Below are 17,613 nucleotides of genomic sequence, written 5' to 3'. Positions count from 1 at the left end.
ATTTTAATTTGTTAGTTGTGCATTTTTAAGGAAAGGATCACCATCTACCATTTCATCATCATTTTTCAATAAAATAAAACCGAATACGGCTGCTATCATGACAATGATTGAAATGAGAATAAATGTATAATTGTATCCTATGTTATCTCGGAGTATGCCTAATGGTGTTGAAAGTAAAACAGAACCAATTTGACCTGATATTTGTAAGCCGACAAGATAAAGTGTTGCAGATAATTTAGGATCAAAGTGCAGAGTCAGATATCTAAAGGTTGGTAACATGAATAAGGGGACTTCTAAAGCATGCATCATTTTAATTAAAGACATTAAAATGGGACTGTCGGTAGAAGCACTTAACCCAATGCGTAAAAACATAACAGATACGCCTAACATTAACGTGGGCTTCACCCCAATTTTCATCATAATAATAGGAACAATACCCATCATGATGGCCTCGCAAAATACCTGCAATGAGTTTAAATTTCCATACATCGTTTGGCCTGTCTTTGGATTATCAAATAATTTGGTATAAAAATCAGGAAACATTTGCCCATCGTAAATACCATAGAAGGTGCCCGTAAACATGATAAATAACATTACGACCCATAAATGCTTCATTTTAAGCGTTTCAATCATGTCTTTGGCAGTGGGTATAGATTCATCATCCGGATGATTACGTAAGGTTTTTATCATTTTCTTTTCATTTTTAGACTTTAATAAAATGAGATTTAATAAAAGAAATAGACTTAATAGCGAACCAAGCCAGAAATTAAAATCTGGATTGATCACAAATAAGTGACCCGCAATCAAAGCGGATAATGCAAATCCAATAGAACCCCATGCTCTGGCTTGTCCATATTTAAAATTAAAGAAACGACTTAATTTTTCAGCAACTGTTTCATAGACACCAGAAGCAGAAAGAAAACCTGCTGATAAAAAAATTGAACCTGCAATGACACCAACAAAAAAATGATTTTGAATTAAATCTTTGTATACTAAAGTGAAAAAAGGTCCAACTAAAACAGAAATTGAAGCACAAGAGATGATAAGTGTTCTTTTAATAACCAACTTGTCTTGAATTAAACCATAACTAAAAAGAAAAATAATCGTTACAAAGGAATTTACAGAATAAATGGTTCCAATTTCAGTACCGGACAAACCTAATCCATTACTTTTTGAAGCAAGCCAAATTTGAAAAAGAGACCACCATATGGACCAAGAAGCAAAGTATAAAAACATAGTTAAAGAACTTTGTACATAAGAGACATTTTTAAAAGGTTGTAAATGTTTAGTAATATTCAAATGCTTTTCTCCTTTCGCAACACATGTATTGAAAACGCTTTCTTAGAATTGTAGAGTACTTTTCTTTTTATGTCAACCGGTTGACATATGAGTTGATGATATTGCTTATGAATAAAAGAACTTTGATAATATATTTTAAATCAAAGTAGTAAGCAATAACTATATTAAAAAGTTGTATAGACTCAGGTAATAAGCGACGTCGTCATAACATATAAAGTTCACATATTTTTTAGAATTAAATCATACCTTTATTCATGAATTGTGTTATGTTATGTAGGAAAAGTTATATTATAGGAGGTATAAATATGGAAGCAACTTTACCAAATTGCCCAAAATGTGAATCAGAATATACATACGAAGATGGCAACTTATATGTTTGCCCAATGTGCAACCATGAATGGTCATCAAATGCAGATGAAAGTAATACAGAAGAAGAGATTATTAAAGATGTTAATGGTCAAGAACTCAATGATGGAGATGCGGTCACTGTTATCAAAGATTTAAAAGTTAAAGGCACGTCATCAGTAATTAAGCAGGGTACAAAAGTCAAAAGTATTCGCTTAGTAGAGCCAGAAGATGGACATGATATCGATTGTAAAATTGCAGGTATTGGACAAGTAGGCTTAAAGTCATCGCTTGTGAAGAAATCTAGTAAATAATAAGTTGTTCGTAATAGCTAAAAGCCTCGTAACTACCAATCAGTTACGAGGCTTTTATTATAATTTTTTATAGAAGATCATAAATCAGATATTTGAAATAGAAAATATTCAAAACACTATATACCCATACAGGGTATATGTTATGATGATATTAAATATTTTGATATAAAATAAAGGGGTGTTTTGTGATGATAAAAAAAGTGAGCTTTATAATTATAGCATCAGGTTTAATGTTGTCAGCTTGTTCAAATAATCATGAAGGTAAAGAACATGCTAACAATCAGCAACACGAAGACCATATGCAACATAAAGATACACAGCAGTTGCCAGATAATATGAAACAGACAAAAGACGGCGAATTTAAAAAAGGTGATAAAGTAACGATTACCATGGGACATATGGCTGGTATGAAAAACGCCAAAGGAACAGTGAAGGGCGCATATAAAACGCATGCTTATGTTGTCAGCTATAAACCAACTAATGGTAAAAAAGAAGTTGAAAATCATAAATGGGTTGTTAATGAAGAATTAGCAGATGCGCCTCAAAAAGGATTTGAAAAAGGCGACACTGCAAAATTAAAAGCAGATCATATGCCTGGAATGAAAGGTGCTAAAGCCACAATAGATAATGTTAAGCATACAACGGTTTATATCGTTGATTATAAATCTACAGACAATGGTAAATTGGTTAAAAATCATAAATGGATGACAGCTGATGAATTAAAATCCCGTTAATGTGATGACGATAATAGGTAAAATAAAAAGAGAAGTACATATGCTTTGTACTTCTCTTTTTTGATTTTTTATTTAAATAGAATGTTAAAAGCGACTTAGTTAGTGAGTAATGCTAATTCTTGACGAGCATGCATTTCTACTGCTTGTGCTACCGCAGTTGTGACATTAGGGTTTAAGGCACTTGGAATAATAAAACTTTCATTTAATTCGCTTTCTGGAATGACACTTGCGATTGCATGAGCAGCTGCTACTTTCGTTTCCATTGTAATATGTTTAGATTGTGCATTTAATATACCTTTGAATATTCCTGGAAAGGCTAATAAATTATTGATTTGGTTTGGATAGTCTGAACGCCCTGTACCGACGACAGCAGCACCTGCAGCAATTGCATCTTCTGGATAAATTTCTGGCACAGGGTTGGCTAAAGCAAAAATGATAGGGTTAGCACGCATTGTCTTGATATGTGCTTGTGTTAATGCTAAAGGACCCGACACCCCGATAAATACATCTGCGTGTTCAATAACATCATCTAAAGTACCGCGTTGCTCTGTTAAATTGGTACGAGTTGCAATATCATTTTGTATAGCATTGAGCCATGATTCTCCTCTACACAAGACACCCTCCAGACTGACTAGAGATATGTTAGAGTAGCCAGCTTCTAGTAACAATTTAGCAATAGCAATGCCTGCTGAGCCTGCGCCGTTAATGACAATCTTCACATCATAATGCATTTTTTCTACAAGTTTTAGTGCGTTCGTTAAGGCAGCGAGAACAACGATAGCCGTTCCGTGTTGGTCATCGTGAAATACAGGGATGTCTAATTCTTCTTTTAAACGCGCTTCTATTTCAAAGCAACGTGGTGCTGATATATCTTCTAAATTAATACCAGCAAAGTTAGGTTGAAGTGCTTTAGTAATAGCAATAATTTCTTCTGTATGTGTGGTATCTAAACAAATTGGAAATGCATCTAATCCTGCCATTTGTTTAAATAAAATGCTTTTCCCTTCCATTACAGGTAATGCAGCCTTAGGACCAATATCTCCGAGGCCAAGTACTGCTGTACCATCAGTTACTACAGCAATCATATTACCTCTAGCAGTTAAGGTATTAACTTTATTTTCATCGTTGGCGATCGCTTTACATACTTCAGACACACCTGGGGTATAGACAACACTTAAATCTTCTTCAGAAGTGATATTAACCTTACTCGTAACTGCAATTTTCCCAGCATGCTGTTGGTGAAACGTTACCGAATCTATTTTCTCATTTTCTCTGGACATGTTTAGAACTCCTTGTTTTTAATATGTTTTGAATGTATGTTAGTTTAATAATTTCAAGAGCAAAGTTGCAAAAATAACAGTTGAAACGCCACCAATTCTAGTTGCTACCTGAGCAAAAGGCATCAGCGACATACGTCTAGAAGCTGATAAGATAGCTACATCGCCTGTACCACCTAAGCCACTGTGGCAACCTGTGACAATGGCTGCATCAACAGGATACATGTTCATTAATTTACCTACAAAGTATCCTGAACTAATCATTGTGATTACCACAGAGGCGCAAACAATAATATAGGCTGGTGTGACAATTTTAACGACATCACCTAATGGAATATAAAGCATACCTAAACCAACCATAAGTGGCCACGTAAGGCTTGTTGAAACAAACTTGTATAAATGGTGTGCACCCTGTTCCATTTTGCTAGGCATCCATTTTAAGCATTTAATCAATGTGGCAAAAAGTATCATAATCACGGGGCCTGGCATACCAGTAAATTTATGTCCCAGTGTACCGACAATAAAGAAACTACACGCAATTAGTAAGCCGGCGCCCATTAATGAAAAATCAATTGTTTTATGATCAGATTGAGTATCTTTAGAATTTTCACCTTCTGAAATCTTGTCTCCGTCTTTAGATTTTACCAATGTGCCATTGCCTGAAAGGGCTGTTTTCTTTTCCCCTAAACGCATCATTAACCCTGCAGAAACAACTGCGATAATATTACCGATAACTGCAGCTGGAATCATTTGACCAACAAAAGATTCTGCAGAGTCTCCCAAAATCGATGAATAAGCAATTGATAATGGTAGGATACCTTCTCCGATACCTCCACCAATAATTGGAACAATAATATAAAATACTGTATGCATGACATCATAGCCAAATAATAGGCCGACTAATATGCCTACGCCTACAGAACTAGCAGTACCTACTAACAAAGGCACGAACATACGCGTGAAGCCTTGAATTAACATCTTACTATTCATGCCTAAAATACTACCTACCACCAAACATGAAATATACAGATATAAGAAGTTTGATGTCTTCATTAAGGTTGTGACTGCTTTAACAGAAGCTGGATTCATTAAATTTAAAAATACTAATATAGATGGTATAAGTAATGCAAGTATGGCTGGACCACCAATATCTTTTAAAATAGGAATTTTCATCCCTAAATCACCTAGTAATATACCCATAATCATAATGACAGCAAATCCACCAATCATATCTGGTGGTAAAGTATTATATACAGAAGCGGCATAGATAATAATAGCTAACGTAATATATAGTGGTAGAGGCACAACGCCAACCTTTACATTTAATAATTTTGACCAAAAACCTTTAGCTGTTTCTTCTGATTCTCCCCCCGACAAAGAAAGCGCTTTCATTTTATTCTTTGAAATCATAATAATCCCCCTTATTAATCTTAAGTACATCTTAGTGCTTTAAGGGAATAAAGCCTAGTTTATGAAAGTTTTATAATCTTTTTGTAATTAAAAAAAGGGGGCGTAGCAGCCCCCTTTAAATATCGATAATTTTTGTATTTTTATTGCACATATTCATTTAGAAAATGTAGATTTTCTTGTTTGAAATGATATAAATAAACAGGTCTTCCTATGCCATAGGTAAGGGTTTCTTCCAATACGTCAATATCAGCTAAAAATTTCAAATATTTTCGGACAGATACTCTTGAAATATTTGCGATTTCTGCAATTTCATCAGTTGAAAATTCCATTTTACCGGAATGGTCGACTTTATTTACAATAGATTGGAGCGTTCCTTTAGTTAGTCCTTTAGGTAAATTGCCATTGGAATCTGAGGACGTACTTTTTTTATTAAATAACTCATTATCTAAGGCAGATTGGCTAACGCTCTGATTATCATTATAAAATTTAAGTTTCTCTTTATATTGAAGCAATGATTTTTTAAAACGTTCAAATTCGAATGGCTTGATTAAATAATCCATAGCGCCATAACGGAAAGCTTTTTGAATTTGATCTACATCAGATGCTGCGGTAATCAGTATCGCATCAATCTTCAAGTGATGTTCCCGTATATAAGTTAAAAGTGACAGGCCGTTTTGTTCTGGCATATAAACATCGAGCAAAATTAAATCAACATGTGTTTGCTCTATTGTTGTAATCGCTGCTGGCACATTATGCGTAATTGCCACTAAATCATAGCCATCTATTTTTTCTATAAATTGTTTGTTTAATTGCGCTACCATCGGATCGTCTTCCACGATCAATACACGTATCATTGATGATTCCCCTTTTCTTCATATGGTATGACGACTGAAAACTGTGTTTTCCCTTTAACGTGCGTATCGATAGTGATTGTACCTTCAAGCTTTTCGACACTTTGTTTAACAAGATACAGTCCATACCCTCTATGATTCCCTTTAGTTGAATACCCTTTATCAAATATTTTTTGTTGTAATTCATCATTTAACCCGATACCAGAATCCATAACATCTATATATAATTGTTTATCTAAATATTTTAAATATACTTCGATGGTTGGATAGATACTAGACGATGAAGATAGGGCATCCATGCTATTATCGATTAAGTTCCCAATAATAGTAATCGTTTCATGAGTTAAGTATGCATATTCTGGTTCGCGAATCATGCTCTCATTAATTATGGATAATTCAATATCCTTTTCTCTCGCTAGGCTAAGTTTGCCAATTAAAAAACCAGCTAGTGCAGGGTCTTTAATGTTGGAAGCGATTGTTTCATTTTCTTGAGTGCCATGATCTACAATTTCATGAATATATTTTTCTAAGTCCTTATAATTTTCCATTTGTATCAGACCAAGGATAACATGTAATCTATTACTAAATTCATGAGATTGTGCACGTAACGTCTCGGCATAGGTCTTCACACCAACTAATTGTTCTGAAAGTTGAGCCATTTCTGTTTTATCCCTAAATGTAGAAATGGCACCCACGATTTCGTTATTCACAAAAAGTGGTACGCGGTTCACTAAAATTTTAACACCATTGATGTTTTGTTCTTCATCTAACTCTGGTTTACCAAATGCTAACACATGAGGTAGTTGCGTAGATTGCATGTAGTCATCGATTTTCATTCCTACGGCACGGTCAGCTAAGCCAGCTTTTTTAAATATTTCTTTTGCTGACTTATTTACTAAATTAATTTTGCCTTCTTGATCGACAGCGACAATACCTTCATGAACAGATTGTAGCATCGTATTACGTTCTTCTAGTAATTTAGCTATTGCTGAAGGCTCTAATCCATATAGAATCCTTTTAATATAGCGTGATAATAGGTATGCGCCTAATATACCAACAAGAATGCCTAGCAATGTGCCGATGAGTACTTCTCTTTTGCCTTCTGACATAGCATCATCTACACTTTTCATCGGAACACCTACCGCCACAACACCAATTTGTTTATGATTATTATCATACACAGGTGTAAATGAGCGTAGTGATTTACCTAATGTTCCTTCAGCTTCAGACATAGATGACTTACCATTTAGTGCTAGCATTTCGTCTCCACCTTGGAATCTTTTTCCTATGAGGTCAGGGTTTGGATGAGATTTGCGTATGCCATGCATATCCATAACAACTATGAAACTAACGCCAGTCACTGATTGTATTTCGGAAGTATATGATTGAATTTTATAAGCGTTTTTTTGATGCTTGAATCCTGATTCTACAATTTCAGAATGCGCTATGGTACGTGAAATCACTTCTGCTTTTTCTTCTGCAGTTTTATGTATGGCATTTCTCACAGTATTACCAATAAGCAAACTTGTAATGACTAATGACAAGATGACTACTAAACAGACAAAAATAATAATAATAGTACTAAGTTTCAATTGTCTTTTTCGCAAAATAGTTACCTTCCTTATTTGATACGGCGTATGTCTATTAATGTGTTTCTTACATTTTTAATATATGAATATTTGAGTCTTCTAGCTAAGAATATATTAAAAATATAATTTTACAAGCCATGTTCGGAATATTCTATCATTTTGTTGCTTTAATAGATCATCTGCATCACGTTATTAAGTATATGTTATTGATAAATAAGAAAGGATACTGTAGTTAAAATAGGGTATAAATATGAAAATATAGTTTTTAATTACTGAAGGAGCAATGTAAATGATGCAGTCGATTAAATCTGTAGCTACGGAGTTAGAGGTATCTAAAAATGCATTACGCTATTATGAAAAAGAGGAATTAATTGGTCCGATTGATCGAGATGCAAATGGTATTAGACAGTATAGTACTCAAGATATTGAAATGATATATAAAATCGTGCATCTACGTGCTATGGGAGCTACAATTAAAGAGATTAAAAGCCTATTATATGATCATGATGAAAATAATATAAATGATAGGATGATTGAAGATTTAATTAAATTTTTGGGTGAACTTGATAGCAGATTAACACGAAATATTAATGAAATTGAAAATCAAAAAGTAAAGATCCAGAAAAAAGTTTCAAGACTAGAAAATTTATTAAAAAATAAATAAAGACGAACCCGTATCTTTATCATGCGGGTTCGTCTTTTTATACTACCAAGCAATGTTACCTTCTTTATTGCTAAAGGTCATGTTAATAGAATTGTCTTTACTTTGAGCTAACTCTACTGTACGTATTACGCCTTCTTCAACAGGTCTGCCGCCCATTGCTTTGGATAATTCTGGTGTTGCGCCGCCAAATTCTGTAGCCACCATGCCTGGGCATACAGCATTTACAGTGATATTTGAACCTTCCCATGTTTGTAGTTCTTTTGCTAATCGAATTGTTAGCATATTGAGGGCGGCTTTGGAAGCTTGGTAACCGACTGCACTCGCATCATAAACTTCTGAACCTACTGTAGTTGCAGCACTTAATGAACCCATTGTGCTAGAGATATTAATGATTTTAGCTTGAGGACTTTGGCTTAGCAAAGGCAGCATCGCTTGTGTCACATCGACTACTCCAAAAAAGTTTACATCAAAATCTTTACGCATAATATCAGTTGATAATTGTGAAGGATTTTCAAAATTATCTAAAGCTATTCCAGCATTATTAATGAGTATAGAGAGATAGCCATAGTGTGTTTCAATATATTTTGCTGCTGACACAATAGTTGCTTGCTGCGTCACATCTAATAAAATATATTCGGCCTCAATGCCACTATCTTTAAGTTTATTTACAGCAAAATTTCCTTCTTCAATACTTCGAGTACCAACTAAAACATGTTGACCTGCATGACCAAGTTCTTGTGCAATTTGAAAGCCCATACCACGATTTGCCCCAGTAATGAGTGTTACTTTTTGATTTGTATCCATATATAATATACCTCCTATAATGATATAGCTGTAATATACTAGGTTCGTCTAAGGCGAAGTCAAAATAAAACTATAAATGAATGTGACTATAGTACGTAAAAATAATTTGTTTCAGTTTAGGAAAAAGGTAAAATGTGAGTGAGCATTGAATAGGAAGTTAAGTAACTTAAAATGCTTTATGACAAATAAATAGAACGAGGGTAAATATGAATTTAACAGAAACACTATTTACTACAGGAGAATTTGCCAAACTATGTGACGTAAAAAAACAGACACTCTTCCATTATGATGAAGTGGGTATATTAAAACCGGAACATAGAAATGAAAAAGGGTATCGATTTTACTCTTTAAAACAAATGGAAATCTTTAATGTTATTGAAATGTTAAAGAGTTTAGAGTTATCGTTAATTGAAATCAAAGACTTTTTAGCCTCTAGGTCAATAGCTGAATCAGTACAGTTGTTAAATACTAAAGAACACGAAATAGATTTGAAAATAAAACAAATGGAACAATTAAAAGAATCAATAAAAAATAAGAGGAATTATTTGAAGGAATCATCTGAAGCTGACTTTTCTACTATTAAAATAGTTGAGTTACCTCAAACGTATTATTTAATTAGTGAGGATTTGAGTCAGAGTAATATTAAATCTTCTTCGCAGCTGTTGATGAATTTTATTAAAAAACATCATTTAGATTTTGGCTATCCTATCGGCGTTATCATAAAAAAAGAAGATATTAAAAATGAAAATAATGATCATTTAGCTAATTTTTATACACAAATAGAAAAGAATAGACATGCCCCACATTTAGTTAGAGCTGCAGGACAATATGTTATTGCTTATCATGAAGGACATGATGATTTATTATATCAAACGCATAGAAAAATTGACGCATATTTACAGACGGCGGGATATGAAATAGTTGGAGATAGCTTTGAAGAATATGCTGTTGATGAGATTAGTACAGACGGTCCTGATAAATATGTAACTAAGATATCGATGGAGGTAGTAAAGTATTAAAAAATTTTCAACGCCTACTTGACTATATGGTTACCGTATAGTTTATATTTTTGATTAGGAAGTAGGTGACAATATGAATATCAAAAAATACCTTATCTTAATGCTCGTTTCGAGTGCATTATTTTTAATAGTCATAGATATGACAGTTTTATATACAGCATTACCATTATTGACTCAGGATTTACAAGCAACAGCAAATCAAAAGTTATGGATCGTTAACGCATATGCATTAGTGGTAGCAGGCTTGCTACCAGGATTAGGAACTTTAGGCGATTATGTAGGTTATAAAAAGATGTTTCTTCTAGGATTGACTATTTTTGGGGGAGCGTCATTATTAGCAGCCTACGCAACTACACCGAATATACTAATTTTAGCGAGGGTCTTTTTGGCGATAGGAGCCGCTTCAATGATGCCCCCGACACTCTCAATTATTAAATTGACATTCATAGATGCTCAAGAACGTACATTAGCATTAGGTATATGGTCTGCGATCACTGCAGCAGGAGCCGGTTTAGGACCAGTTATTGGTGGATTACTATTAAGATCTTTCTCATGGCCATCAGTATTTATAATTAACATTCCTGTAGTTATTGTTGTACTAGTGCTTTCAATAATGTTTATACCAAATAATCAAGTTAAGAAAACAGGACGTTGGGATTTTGTAAGTTCTTTACAAATTATGGTTGGCTTAATTAGTTTAGTATACGGAATCAAAGCAGTAACACAGCAACATAACACGGTACTGATCAGTATATTAGCATTTGTAATAGGCGTGTTGGCAATTACATGGTTTATTAAGAGACAAAATAATTTAGAAAATCCTTTGATTAATTTAAAGATATTTAAAAATTTAAATTTCACAAGTGGCACGCTTGTAGCCATTGTAACGTCATTTGTACTTATAGGATTCGAGTATATTTTATCGCAAAGACTTCAATTGGTATTAGACTTAACCCCGTTACAATCAGGATTGTCTATTATGGCGATGGCGGCAGCTTCACTTGTAGGTGCCATTGTGGTCGGTATGATACTGCCTCAATATGGTTTGTTTAAATTACAGTGCATAACATTAATAATTTCATTTATAGGAATCTTTTTGTTCTACTGGGTCTTAGATATGAACTTACTTATCCAAATCATCATCTTAATGATATTAGGTGGCGGCTTAGGTGGTGCGATGACTTTAGCGTCAAATGCGATTATGACTAATGTAGATGATAAAGAGTCTGGCATGGCAGCTTCTATAGAAGAAGTGTCATTCGAATTTGGAGGATCTTTAGGGATAGCGATTTTAGGAGGATTGTTTTCTGCTTTATATAGCTTATCGTTTGAATTCACTGGAAGCGCTATAAATTTATCTAAGGCTAAAGGAAGTTTAGATGAGACGATTATGCAGGCTGAACAGCTATCACCAGAAGTAAGTAAACAATTAATTTCTGCTGGTAAGGTGGCATTCGATCATTCCTTTTCACTCATTATTATGATTGGTAGTCTGGCATTGATAGCTACTATACTTTTAATAATATTTTTAAATACAAGAGAGAAAAAAATATCACATTACTAATATATGCAGTATAAACCCCCATCCTTAACAAACGAGGATGGGGGTTTATACTGGGATGCTTTACGAGTGAGGTTAAATAAGTATGTCGGTTGTTTATTTGAGAGGGAACATAATAGTAATACTATTTATTTATTTTATTAAAACTGTCAGGGTAAAAATTAAATTTAAGATTACTCAATGGCAACCATCTCAATGCTACTTTACCTACAACTTTGTCTGTAGATAATAATCCTAAAGTTCTACGGCTATCATTGCTTATAAATCTATTGTCTCCTAAAACTAAATACTTTCCTTTAGGAATCACTTTTTTACCGTCAGAATATTTTGTATCTGCTACATCAAAATCTTTAGTAAGATATTTAGTCATTTTGTTTTGTTTGTTTAGTTTTAAATAAGGTTCTTTAATATATTTTCCATTAATATATAACTTATCTTTTTTACTTTCCACAGTATCACCGGGCTTACCGATAAGTCTTTTTATGTAATCTGAATTTTTTGTTGCATGAAAAATAATGACATCCCCGCGCTTTATCGTATTTAGGGATTTAGACATTTTATTGATAATTAACTTGTCATCTTCCTGGAATGTGGGTGCCATTGAGCTACCTTTCACAGTATAACTCGTGAACATAAAGGTGGTTACAATCCAAGCAATGGCTACACCGACTATGATGGATACTACCCATTCTGTAATATTTTTCTTCATAAGAAAGAGGCCTCATTTCATTTGTATTTAACGAATTTTATATATAATTAAACATTACTATTAAATGTATGATGAGTCTATATAATTTTTTATTAATCTTTTAAAAATATATGTTGTGTTTTTTGGGGTGAGCACGTAACTTTTTATTTTAAGTCATATTGCGTGAATGAGCTGAATATTTATAGTGTGATATTGATATTTGAGTATATACTTATATACCGATCTATTAAAAGAATAAGTAATGTATATGACATATGAAAAAATTCTATCTATATAGAACTTATTTTCACATATGATATTAAATAAAAAGAAGAGAAGTCAAAATGCTTAATAAATATGAGCATTTTGACTATTTTTATGAATGAAACAGCGATTTGAAAAGTACATATGAATTTATGAAAAGTATGTTGCTTTAAGAAAGCGAATTGCGTGCAAGGAAAAAGTGGGCTATAATCTTTACTTCAAGTATTTTGTCAGTGACAATCGTTGTTTTCTTGTCACTCTAATCAATATTTAGCTGTTTTTTGTTGTATTAGTTCATGGTGGTAAAGTTCTATAATGTAAAATGATGTATATTTTTATGCTTAAAGCTTAAATTTTTGAAAATAAAACTTTATTTATAATTTATCTTTGGTAGGCTTATAAATAAGTTTTTAATTTGATAATAGACTCATGGAGGTTATTATGACAAAACAAATGCATTTAGCTGCGCTTATTTATAGTACTGGTTTACACCAAGCATCTTGGAGGCTACCCCAATCTCAAATTGAAAAAATTGGAACGATTGAATACCAACAAGAAATCGCACAGATTGCTGAACGTGGATGTTTAGATGCGATATTTTTAGCAGATGGTCAGTATGTCTCAGGTGAACATACAGGGAATATATCTTATTTTTTAGAACCAATTACGACATTAACAGCCATTTCTCAAAAGACTCAGTATATTGGTCTCATTGCTACGATATCTTCCACATTCTATGATCCATATAATGTGGCACGCCTGTTAGGGAGTTTGGATCATATTAGTCATGGCAGAGTAGGTATGAATATTGTCACGTCACAATTAGATATAGAAGGTCAAAATCATTCGTTAGAAAAATTACCTGACCTTAGTGAGCGATATGATAGAGCTGATGAGTTTGTGAGTGTACTTAAGCAATTGTGGAAATCATTTGATTCAAAGGCTTTGATTCACGATAGAACAACAGGGCAAGGGATAGATTTTTCATTCGTTAAAGAAATTAATCATCAGGGCAAACATTTTCAAGTCAAAGGTCCTATTAATTTACCTTCGAGTCCTCAAGTATTTCCAGTGTTATGTCAGGCAGGTACTTCACTACCTGGAAGAGACCTTGCCGCCAAACATGTAGATGTTATTTTTTCTATTGCATGGAATAAAATGGATGCTCAATCTTTTTCTGAGGATTTGAGTGAACGCACGGAGACATATCGAAGCATTAAAGAAAAACCACTTATATTACCTGGATTAACAGTTTATGTGGGCGATACAGTCGAAGAAGCACAGAGTAAAGCTGATGAATTAGATCAATTTATCAACATAGAACACAAACTGAAACAAATTGAGCGTAGTATTGGTCAAGATGTTTCACATTGGGCAATGGATAAAAAAGTACCAGAGTTATCCCCTTATGATAGCTTAACAGTAAAAGTTGGTTCAAAGGCACGCTATGAAGCGATACGTAATGCAGTAGAGACTGAACATCTCACATTGCGTGATTTAATTAAACGTGTAGATACATGGATGGGTCATAAAACAATCATTGGTGATCCTACAAGTATTGCAGATACAATGCAGGCGTGGTTTGAAGAGGATTGCTGTGATGGATTTATACTTATGCCTCCAACATATCCAGATATGTTTGAAGCATTTATAGATAAGGTCATTCCAATTTTACAAGAACGTGGATTATTTAGAACAGAATATAAAGAATTAACTTTGAGAGAACGTTTAAAAAGAGAGGTAGAATAATATTAAAGATTCTTATTGGAAAGATAAATTAGATTGGCCTGTATTTCTTATTAGCGGTGGCATACTTGTGTTATTTGTCATTATGTCATCGCTATTCACTAAAGCAACTTCGAACTTTGTACACAAAGGTTTTGAGCTTTCGATAACTTATTTTGGAGCATTTTGGCAAGTGTTATTACTTGCGACATTTGCTGTAGGTCTATTTTTAGCTTTTTCTAAGTATGGTCGTGTAAGACTAGGTAACGTTTCTGAACCAGAAATGGGTTACTTCAGATGGGCAGCTATTGTTATTACATCAGGGCTAGGCGCAGGGGCTATATTTTGGGCTGCAGCTGAACCAATGTATTACTTTATGGATGTACCGCCTACAATGGATTCAAGCATTCAAGATAAAAGCACAGCAGCGATTCCTGCTGCGATGGCACAAAGTTTTACGTCATGGGGCTTTACTGCTTGGGCAGTATACGGTGCAGTAAGTGGTATTATTATCATGTATGCACATTATAATAAAGGCATGAAAATGAGACCAAGAACATTACTATATCCTGTATTTGGACAGAAAATTGAAAATAATAAAACAGGTTCAATTATAGACGTATTTTGTATTTTAGGAGCTGTAGCTGGAACGATTGGGACGATTGGATTCTTTGGATTCCAATTTAGTTACTGGTTACATAGTATTTTCGGTATACCTGATAGCTTAATTACACAAGTATTATCGGTCGGTGGGCTTATGATTATTGTGACGATTTCTGCTACGACAGGTATAGATAAAGGCATTCAATTTTTAAGTAAATTAAATGTGTGGCTCGCACTTGCTGTTGCAGCATTTATTTTATTAATTGGTCCAGGACGATTTATTATCGATACATTTTTAAATTCATACGGCGTTTACCTTACACACTTTTTAGAAATTAGTACATTTAGAGGTGACGACAAATGGGCCGGATCATGGATGCTTTTCTTCTTTGGTTGGTTTATAGGTTATGGTCCTTTGATGGGCATGTTAGTAGCACGTGTATCAAGAGGGCGTACAATCAGAGAAATTTTCATACTTGTTTCAATCGTTGCAGCTGTAGTTTCTCACTTATGGTTTTCTATCTTAGGGGGAAGCGGTCTATTTTATGAAACTAAAAATAGTGGTGCCATCAGTGGGCCATTATCTGATAATGGATTACCAGCAGCAGTTATTTCAATAGCCACAAATTTACCTTTAGGTACGATGTTAGTGGTTGCTTTACTACTTTTAACACTAATATTTGTTATAACTACTGCAGATACGATGTCGTATTCTATTTCGATGTCAGTGACAGGTGAGGGAGATCCGCCTAAAGTAATCAGGTTGTTTTGGGTTGTTATTATGGCAGTTATTTCGATCATTTTAATTAATATCGGAGAAGGTAGTATTGATGCGATACAATCCTTTATTATTGTCACAGCAGTGCCTATATCAATTATTATGCTACCCGTGGTTTGGACGGCACCTAAGATTGCGCATGAATTAGCAGTTAAACAAAACATTGTTGAGGATAAGTCTAAAGAAAAAACAGAGTGAAATGTTGACGAGTTCAAGTGAGTTTCACTAGTGTTCAAATACATTAACACCCCCCACGCCATGTAAAATGCGTGGGGGGTATTGTAATATTGTAAATACATACTGGAGAGTATAAATGTTAAGGGAAAGATATCAGTTATTTATTAAACTTGTATCTATTTCTTTTAAGAATTGTATCTCGGATTTTTCCAGGTAGTCCTTGCTGCCTCCATGCCAAATACCACAAAATCTTGATTTAATACCATCATCGCTATGCCAATCCCCGTCATAATATGCGATTGGAAATAAAATCCCTTTTTGAACATATTTAAAAATAGTATTAAAAAATAATTTATTATCACAAGGAGAGATATAAGTGAAAAATTTATGATGACCGCTTTTCAACATAGGTGCTAACATTAATAGACTTGTTGAAGCATTTTGTCTAAAATTCAGATCTATTGCATATATGTTTTCATTTTTATCAACCAATAAGTCAAAACCAGCGACACCTAAATAGCCTTTATCAACGGCTGTTTGCATAATCTCTTTGCCAGCTTGAACAACTGCTTGAGGAATATGTTCTAATTTATGATTTCCTTGATAGTGTCCGGCTGTATCAGTGAGTTGTTCAGTAGCGCCTAAAAATATCAGACCTTTAGATTTTGAATAAGCATATTGAACCGAATAATTCATTCTAGCCTCTATTTTTCTTTCTATGATTATTGTCTTAGATATATTTTGATCATTTGAAATTTTCATTTTAGCAAGTTCAAGGTCATTATTATTATCGCAAATCATAACCCCATTCCCACCAGATGTTGGTAAATCATCCCCAATTTTTAATACAAAAGGAAATGACCATCTAGACATAGCACTTGAAAAGTCTTCTATATTGATAACCTCTCTATCAGGCAAGTATTTATTGTTTGTCCATTCTGCAAGTCTAGATTTATTATTTAAAGCAATAAAAAGGTCTTTATCTACACCATAATGATGATTACTCAAAACGTCTTCGCTATGTGGATACTGAAATAAAATTTTATTTCCGTCCTTATAAGCTAACTGTTGAATTAAACATTCATAACTATATTTATCATCAAAGGTAAAAATATTATCAGGGATTTCTAAACCAACGAGCTCAAACAAAGAAGTGAGTTTGTCAGTAACACTAGCTTGGTGAACAAGCATAGGGAGTTGATCAGCAATTAGAATTTCACGACCTGTTAAATAATTGGATTGATGTTCTTCATTTGATAACCATGGGTTGGAGTCATAAGAAGGTCTTGATGTGTATGCGACCCCTGTCCCGTGAAGGTTGCTCAGTGTTAGCAGTGCACTCGTATTGATTTTATTGTTCATTTTTATCACCCTTTATTATTAATACGAACCAATGGTATTAAAAATATATCCATTAGGTTTCATCTCAATATTATTTTTAAAAAACAAAACGTTGCAAAATTATAAAACTAAAGGCAATTTAGTTATCAGATTAATGTTGCACCCTATAT

General features: G+C 33.6%; 15 protein-coding genes. 7 read left to right on the top strand and 8 right to left on the bottom strand.

The features are described from left to right. Positions 1 to 3: 3 nt before the first annotated feature. Positions 4 to 1,299, bottom strand: a complete 1,296-nt coding sequence (locus tag PYW31_RS12760; RefSeq protein WP_346172385.1) for an oligosaccharide MFS transporter — start codon at positions 1,297 to 1,299, stop codon at positions 4 to 6. A 305-nt stretch (positions 1,300 to 1,604) separates the two neighbouring features. Between PYW31_RS12760 and PYW31_RS12755 the strand changes: the two genes are divergently transcribed. Further along, positions 1,605 to 1,958 carry a zinc ribbon domain-containing protein YjdM gene (locus PYW31_RS12755; RefSeq protein WP_046837016.1) on the top strand — a complete coding sequence of 118 codons (354 nt, stop codon included), beginning with the start codon at positions 1,605 to 1,607 and terminating at the stop codon, positions 1,956 to 1,958. Between the two features lie 188 nt (positions 1,959 to 2,146). Further along, positions 2,147 to 2,692, top strand: coding sequence for a YdhK family protein (locus tag PYW31_RS12750; protein WP_046837015.1), 546 nt, complete (start codon positions 2,147 to 2,149; stop codon positions 2,690 to 2,692). 95 nt (positions 2,693 to 2,787) lie between these two features. Here PYW31_RS12750 and PYW31_RS12745 read toward each other — a convergent pair whose 3' ends face one another. The 4 genes from PYW31_RS12745 to dcuS form a co-directional block, all read right to left on the bottom strand. Beyond that, positions 2,788 to 3,972, bottom strand: a complete 1,185-nt coding sequence (locus tag PYW31_RS12745; protein ID WP_046837014.1) for an NAD(P)-dependent malic enzyme — start codon at positions 3,970 to 3,972, stop codon at positions 2,788 to 2,790. Between the two features lie 39 nt (positions 3,973 to 4,011). Beyond that, complete coding sequence (locus PYW31_RS12740) at positions 4,012 to 5,379, bottom strand: 2-hydroxycarboxylate transporter family protein (protein WP_046837013.1); 1,368 nt, start codon at positions 5,377 to 5,379, stop codon at positions 4,012 to 4,014. Positions 5,380 to 5,519: 140 nt separating this feature from the next. Continuing rightward, positions 5,520 to 6,233, bottom strand: coding sequence for a response regulator (locus tag PYW31_RS12735; RefSeq protein WP_046837012.1), 714 nt, complete (start codon positions 6,231 to 6,233; stop codon positions 5,520 to 5,522). Beyond that, the gene (gene dcuS / locus PYW31_RS12730) at positions 6,230 to 7,837 is read right to left on the bottom strand and encodes a DcuS/MalK family sensor histidine kinase (RefSeq protein WP_046837011.1); all 1,608 of its coding nucleotides are present in this window, start codon (positions 7,835 to 7,837) and stop codon (positions 6,230 to 6,232) included. Before dcuS ends, PYW31_RS12735 begins: the two co-directional genes overlap by 4 nt. Before the next feature lie 271 nt (positions 7,838 to 8,108). Between dcuS and PYW31_RS12725 the strand changes: the two genes are divergently transcribed. Then, positions 8,109 to 8,483, top strand: coding sequence for a MerR family transcriptional regulator (locus PYW31_RS12725; RefSeq protein WP_082104716.1), 375 nt, complete (start codon positions 8,109 to 8,111; stop codon positions 8,481 to 8,483). 42 nt (positions 8,484 to 8,525) lie between these two features. On the opposite strand, the gene PYW31_RS12720 is transcribed toward PYW31_RS12725, so the two are convergent. After that, positions 8,526 to 9,287 carry an SDR family oxidoreductase gene (locus tag PYW31_RS12720; RefSeq protein WP_046837010.1) on the bottom strand — a complete coding sequence of 254 codons (762 nt, stop codon included), beginning with the start codon at positions 9,285 to 9,287 and terminating at the stop codon, positions 8,526 to 8,528. 206 nt (positions 9,288 to 9,493) lie between these two features. Here PYW31_RS12720 and PYW31_RS12715 point away from each other — a divergent pair, with 206 nt between their 5' ends. Next, complete coding sequence (locus PYW31_RS12715) at positions 9,494 to 10,306, top strand: MerR family transcriptional regulator (protein ID WP_046837009.1); 813 nt, start codon at positions 9,494 to 9,496, stop codon at positions 10,304 to 10,306. Between the two features lie 73 nt (positions 10,307 to 10,379). After that, on the top strand, positions 10,380 to 11,870 hold the full coding sequence (locus tag PYW31_RS12710) for an MFS transporter (RefSeq protein WP_046837008.1): 1,491 nt from the start codon (positions 10,380 to 10,382) through the stop codon (positions 11,868 to 11,870). Positions 11,871 to 11,991: 121 nt separating this feature from the next. On the opposite strand, the gene lepB is transcribed toward PYW31_RS12710, so the two are convergent. Next, positions 11,992 to 12,576 (bottom strand): signal peptidase I, encoded by a 585-nt coding sequence (gene lepB / locus PYW31_RS12705; RefSeq protein WP_046837007.1) that lies wholly within the window; start codon positions 12,574 to 12,576, stop codon positions 11,992 to 11,994. A 684-nt stretch (positions 12,577 to 13,260) separates the two neighbouring features. On the opposite strand from lepB, the gene PYW31_RS12700 reads away from it, so the two are divergent. Together PYW31_RS12700 and PYW31_RS12695 are read left to right on the top strand one after the other, a co-directional pair. After that, positions 13,261 to 14,568: an NtaA/DmoA family FMN-dependent monooxygenase gene (locus tag PYW31_RS12700; protein WP_046837006.1), complete on the top strand. Its 1,308-nt coding sequence runs from the start codon at positions 13,261 to 13,263 to the stop codon at positions 14,566 to 14,568. 1 nt (position 14,569) lies between these two features. Next, the gene (locus PYW31_RS12695) at positions 14,570 to 16,123 is read left to right on the top strand and encodes a BCCT family transporter (RefSeq protein WP_046837005.1); all 1,554 of its coding nucleotides are present in this window, start codon (positions 14,570 to 14,572) and stop codon (positions 16,121 to 16,123) included. Between the two features lie 132 nt (positions 16,124 to 16,255). Here PYW31_RS12695 and ldmS read toward each other — a convergent pair whose 3' ends face one another. Continuing rightward, positions 16,256 to 17,464, bottom strand: coding sequence for an L-aspartate--L-methionine ligase LdmS (gene ldmS / locus PYW31_RS12690; RefSeq protein WP_046837004.1), 1,209 nt, complete (start codon positions 17,462 to 17,464; stop codon positions 16,256 to 16,258). Positions 17,465 to 17,613 lie beyond the last annotated feature (149 nt).

The organism is Staphylococcus succinus (assembly GCF_029024945.1).
Classification (GTDB): Bacteria; Bacillota; Bacilli; order Staphylococcales; family Staphylococcaceae; genus Staphylococcus; species Staphylococcus succinus.
The sequence above is the reverse complement of the archived record's forward strand: the minus strand, read 5'-3'. Positions and strand labels throughout refer to the sequence as shown.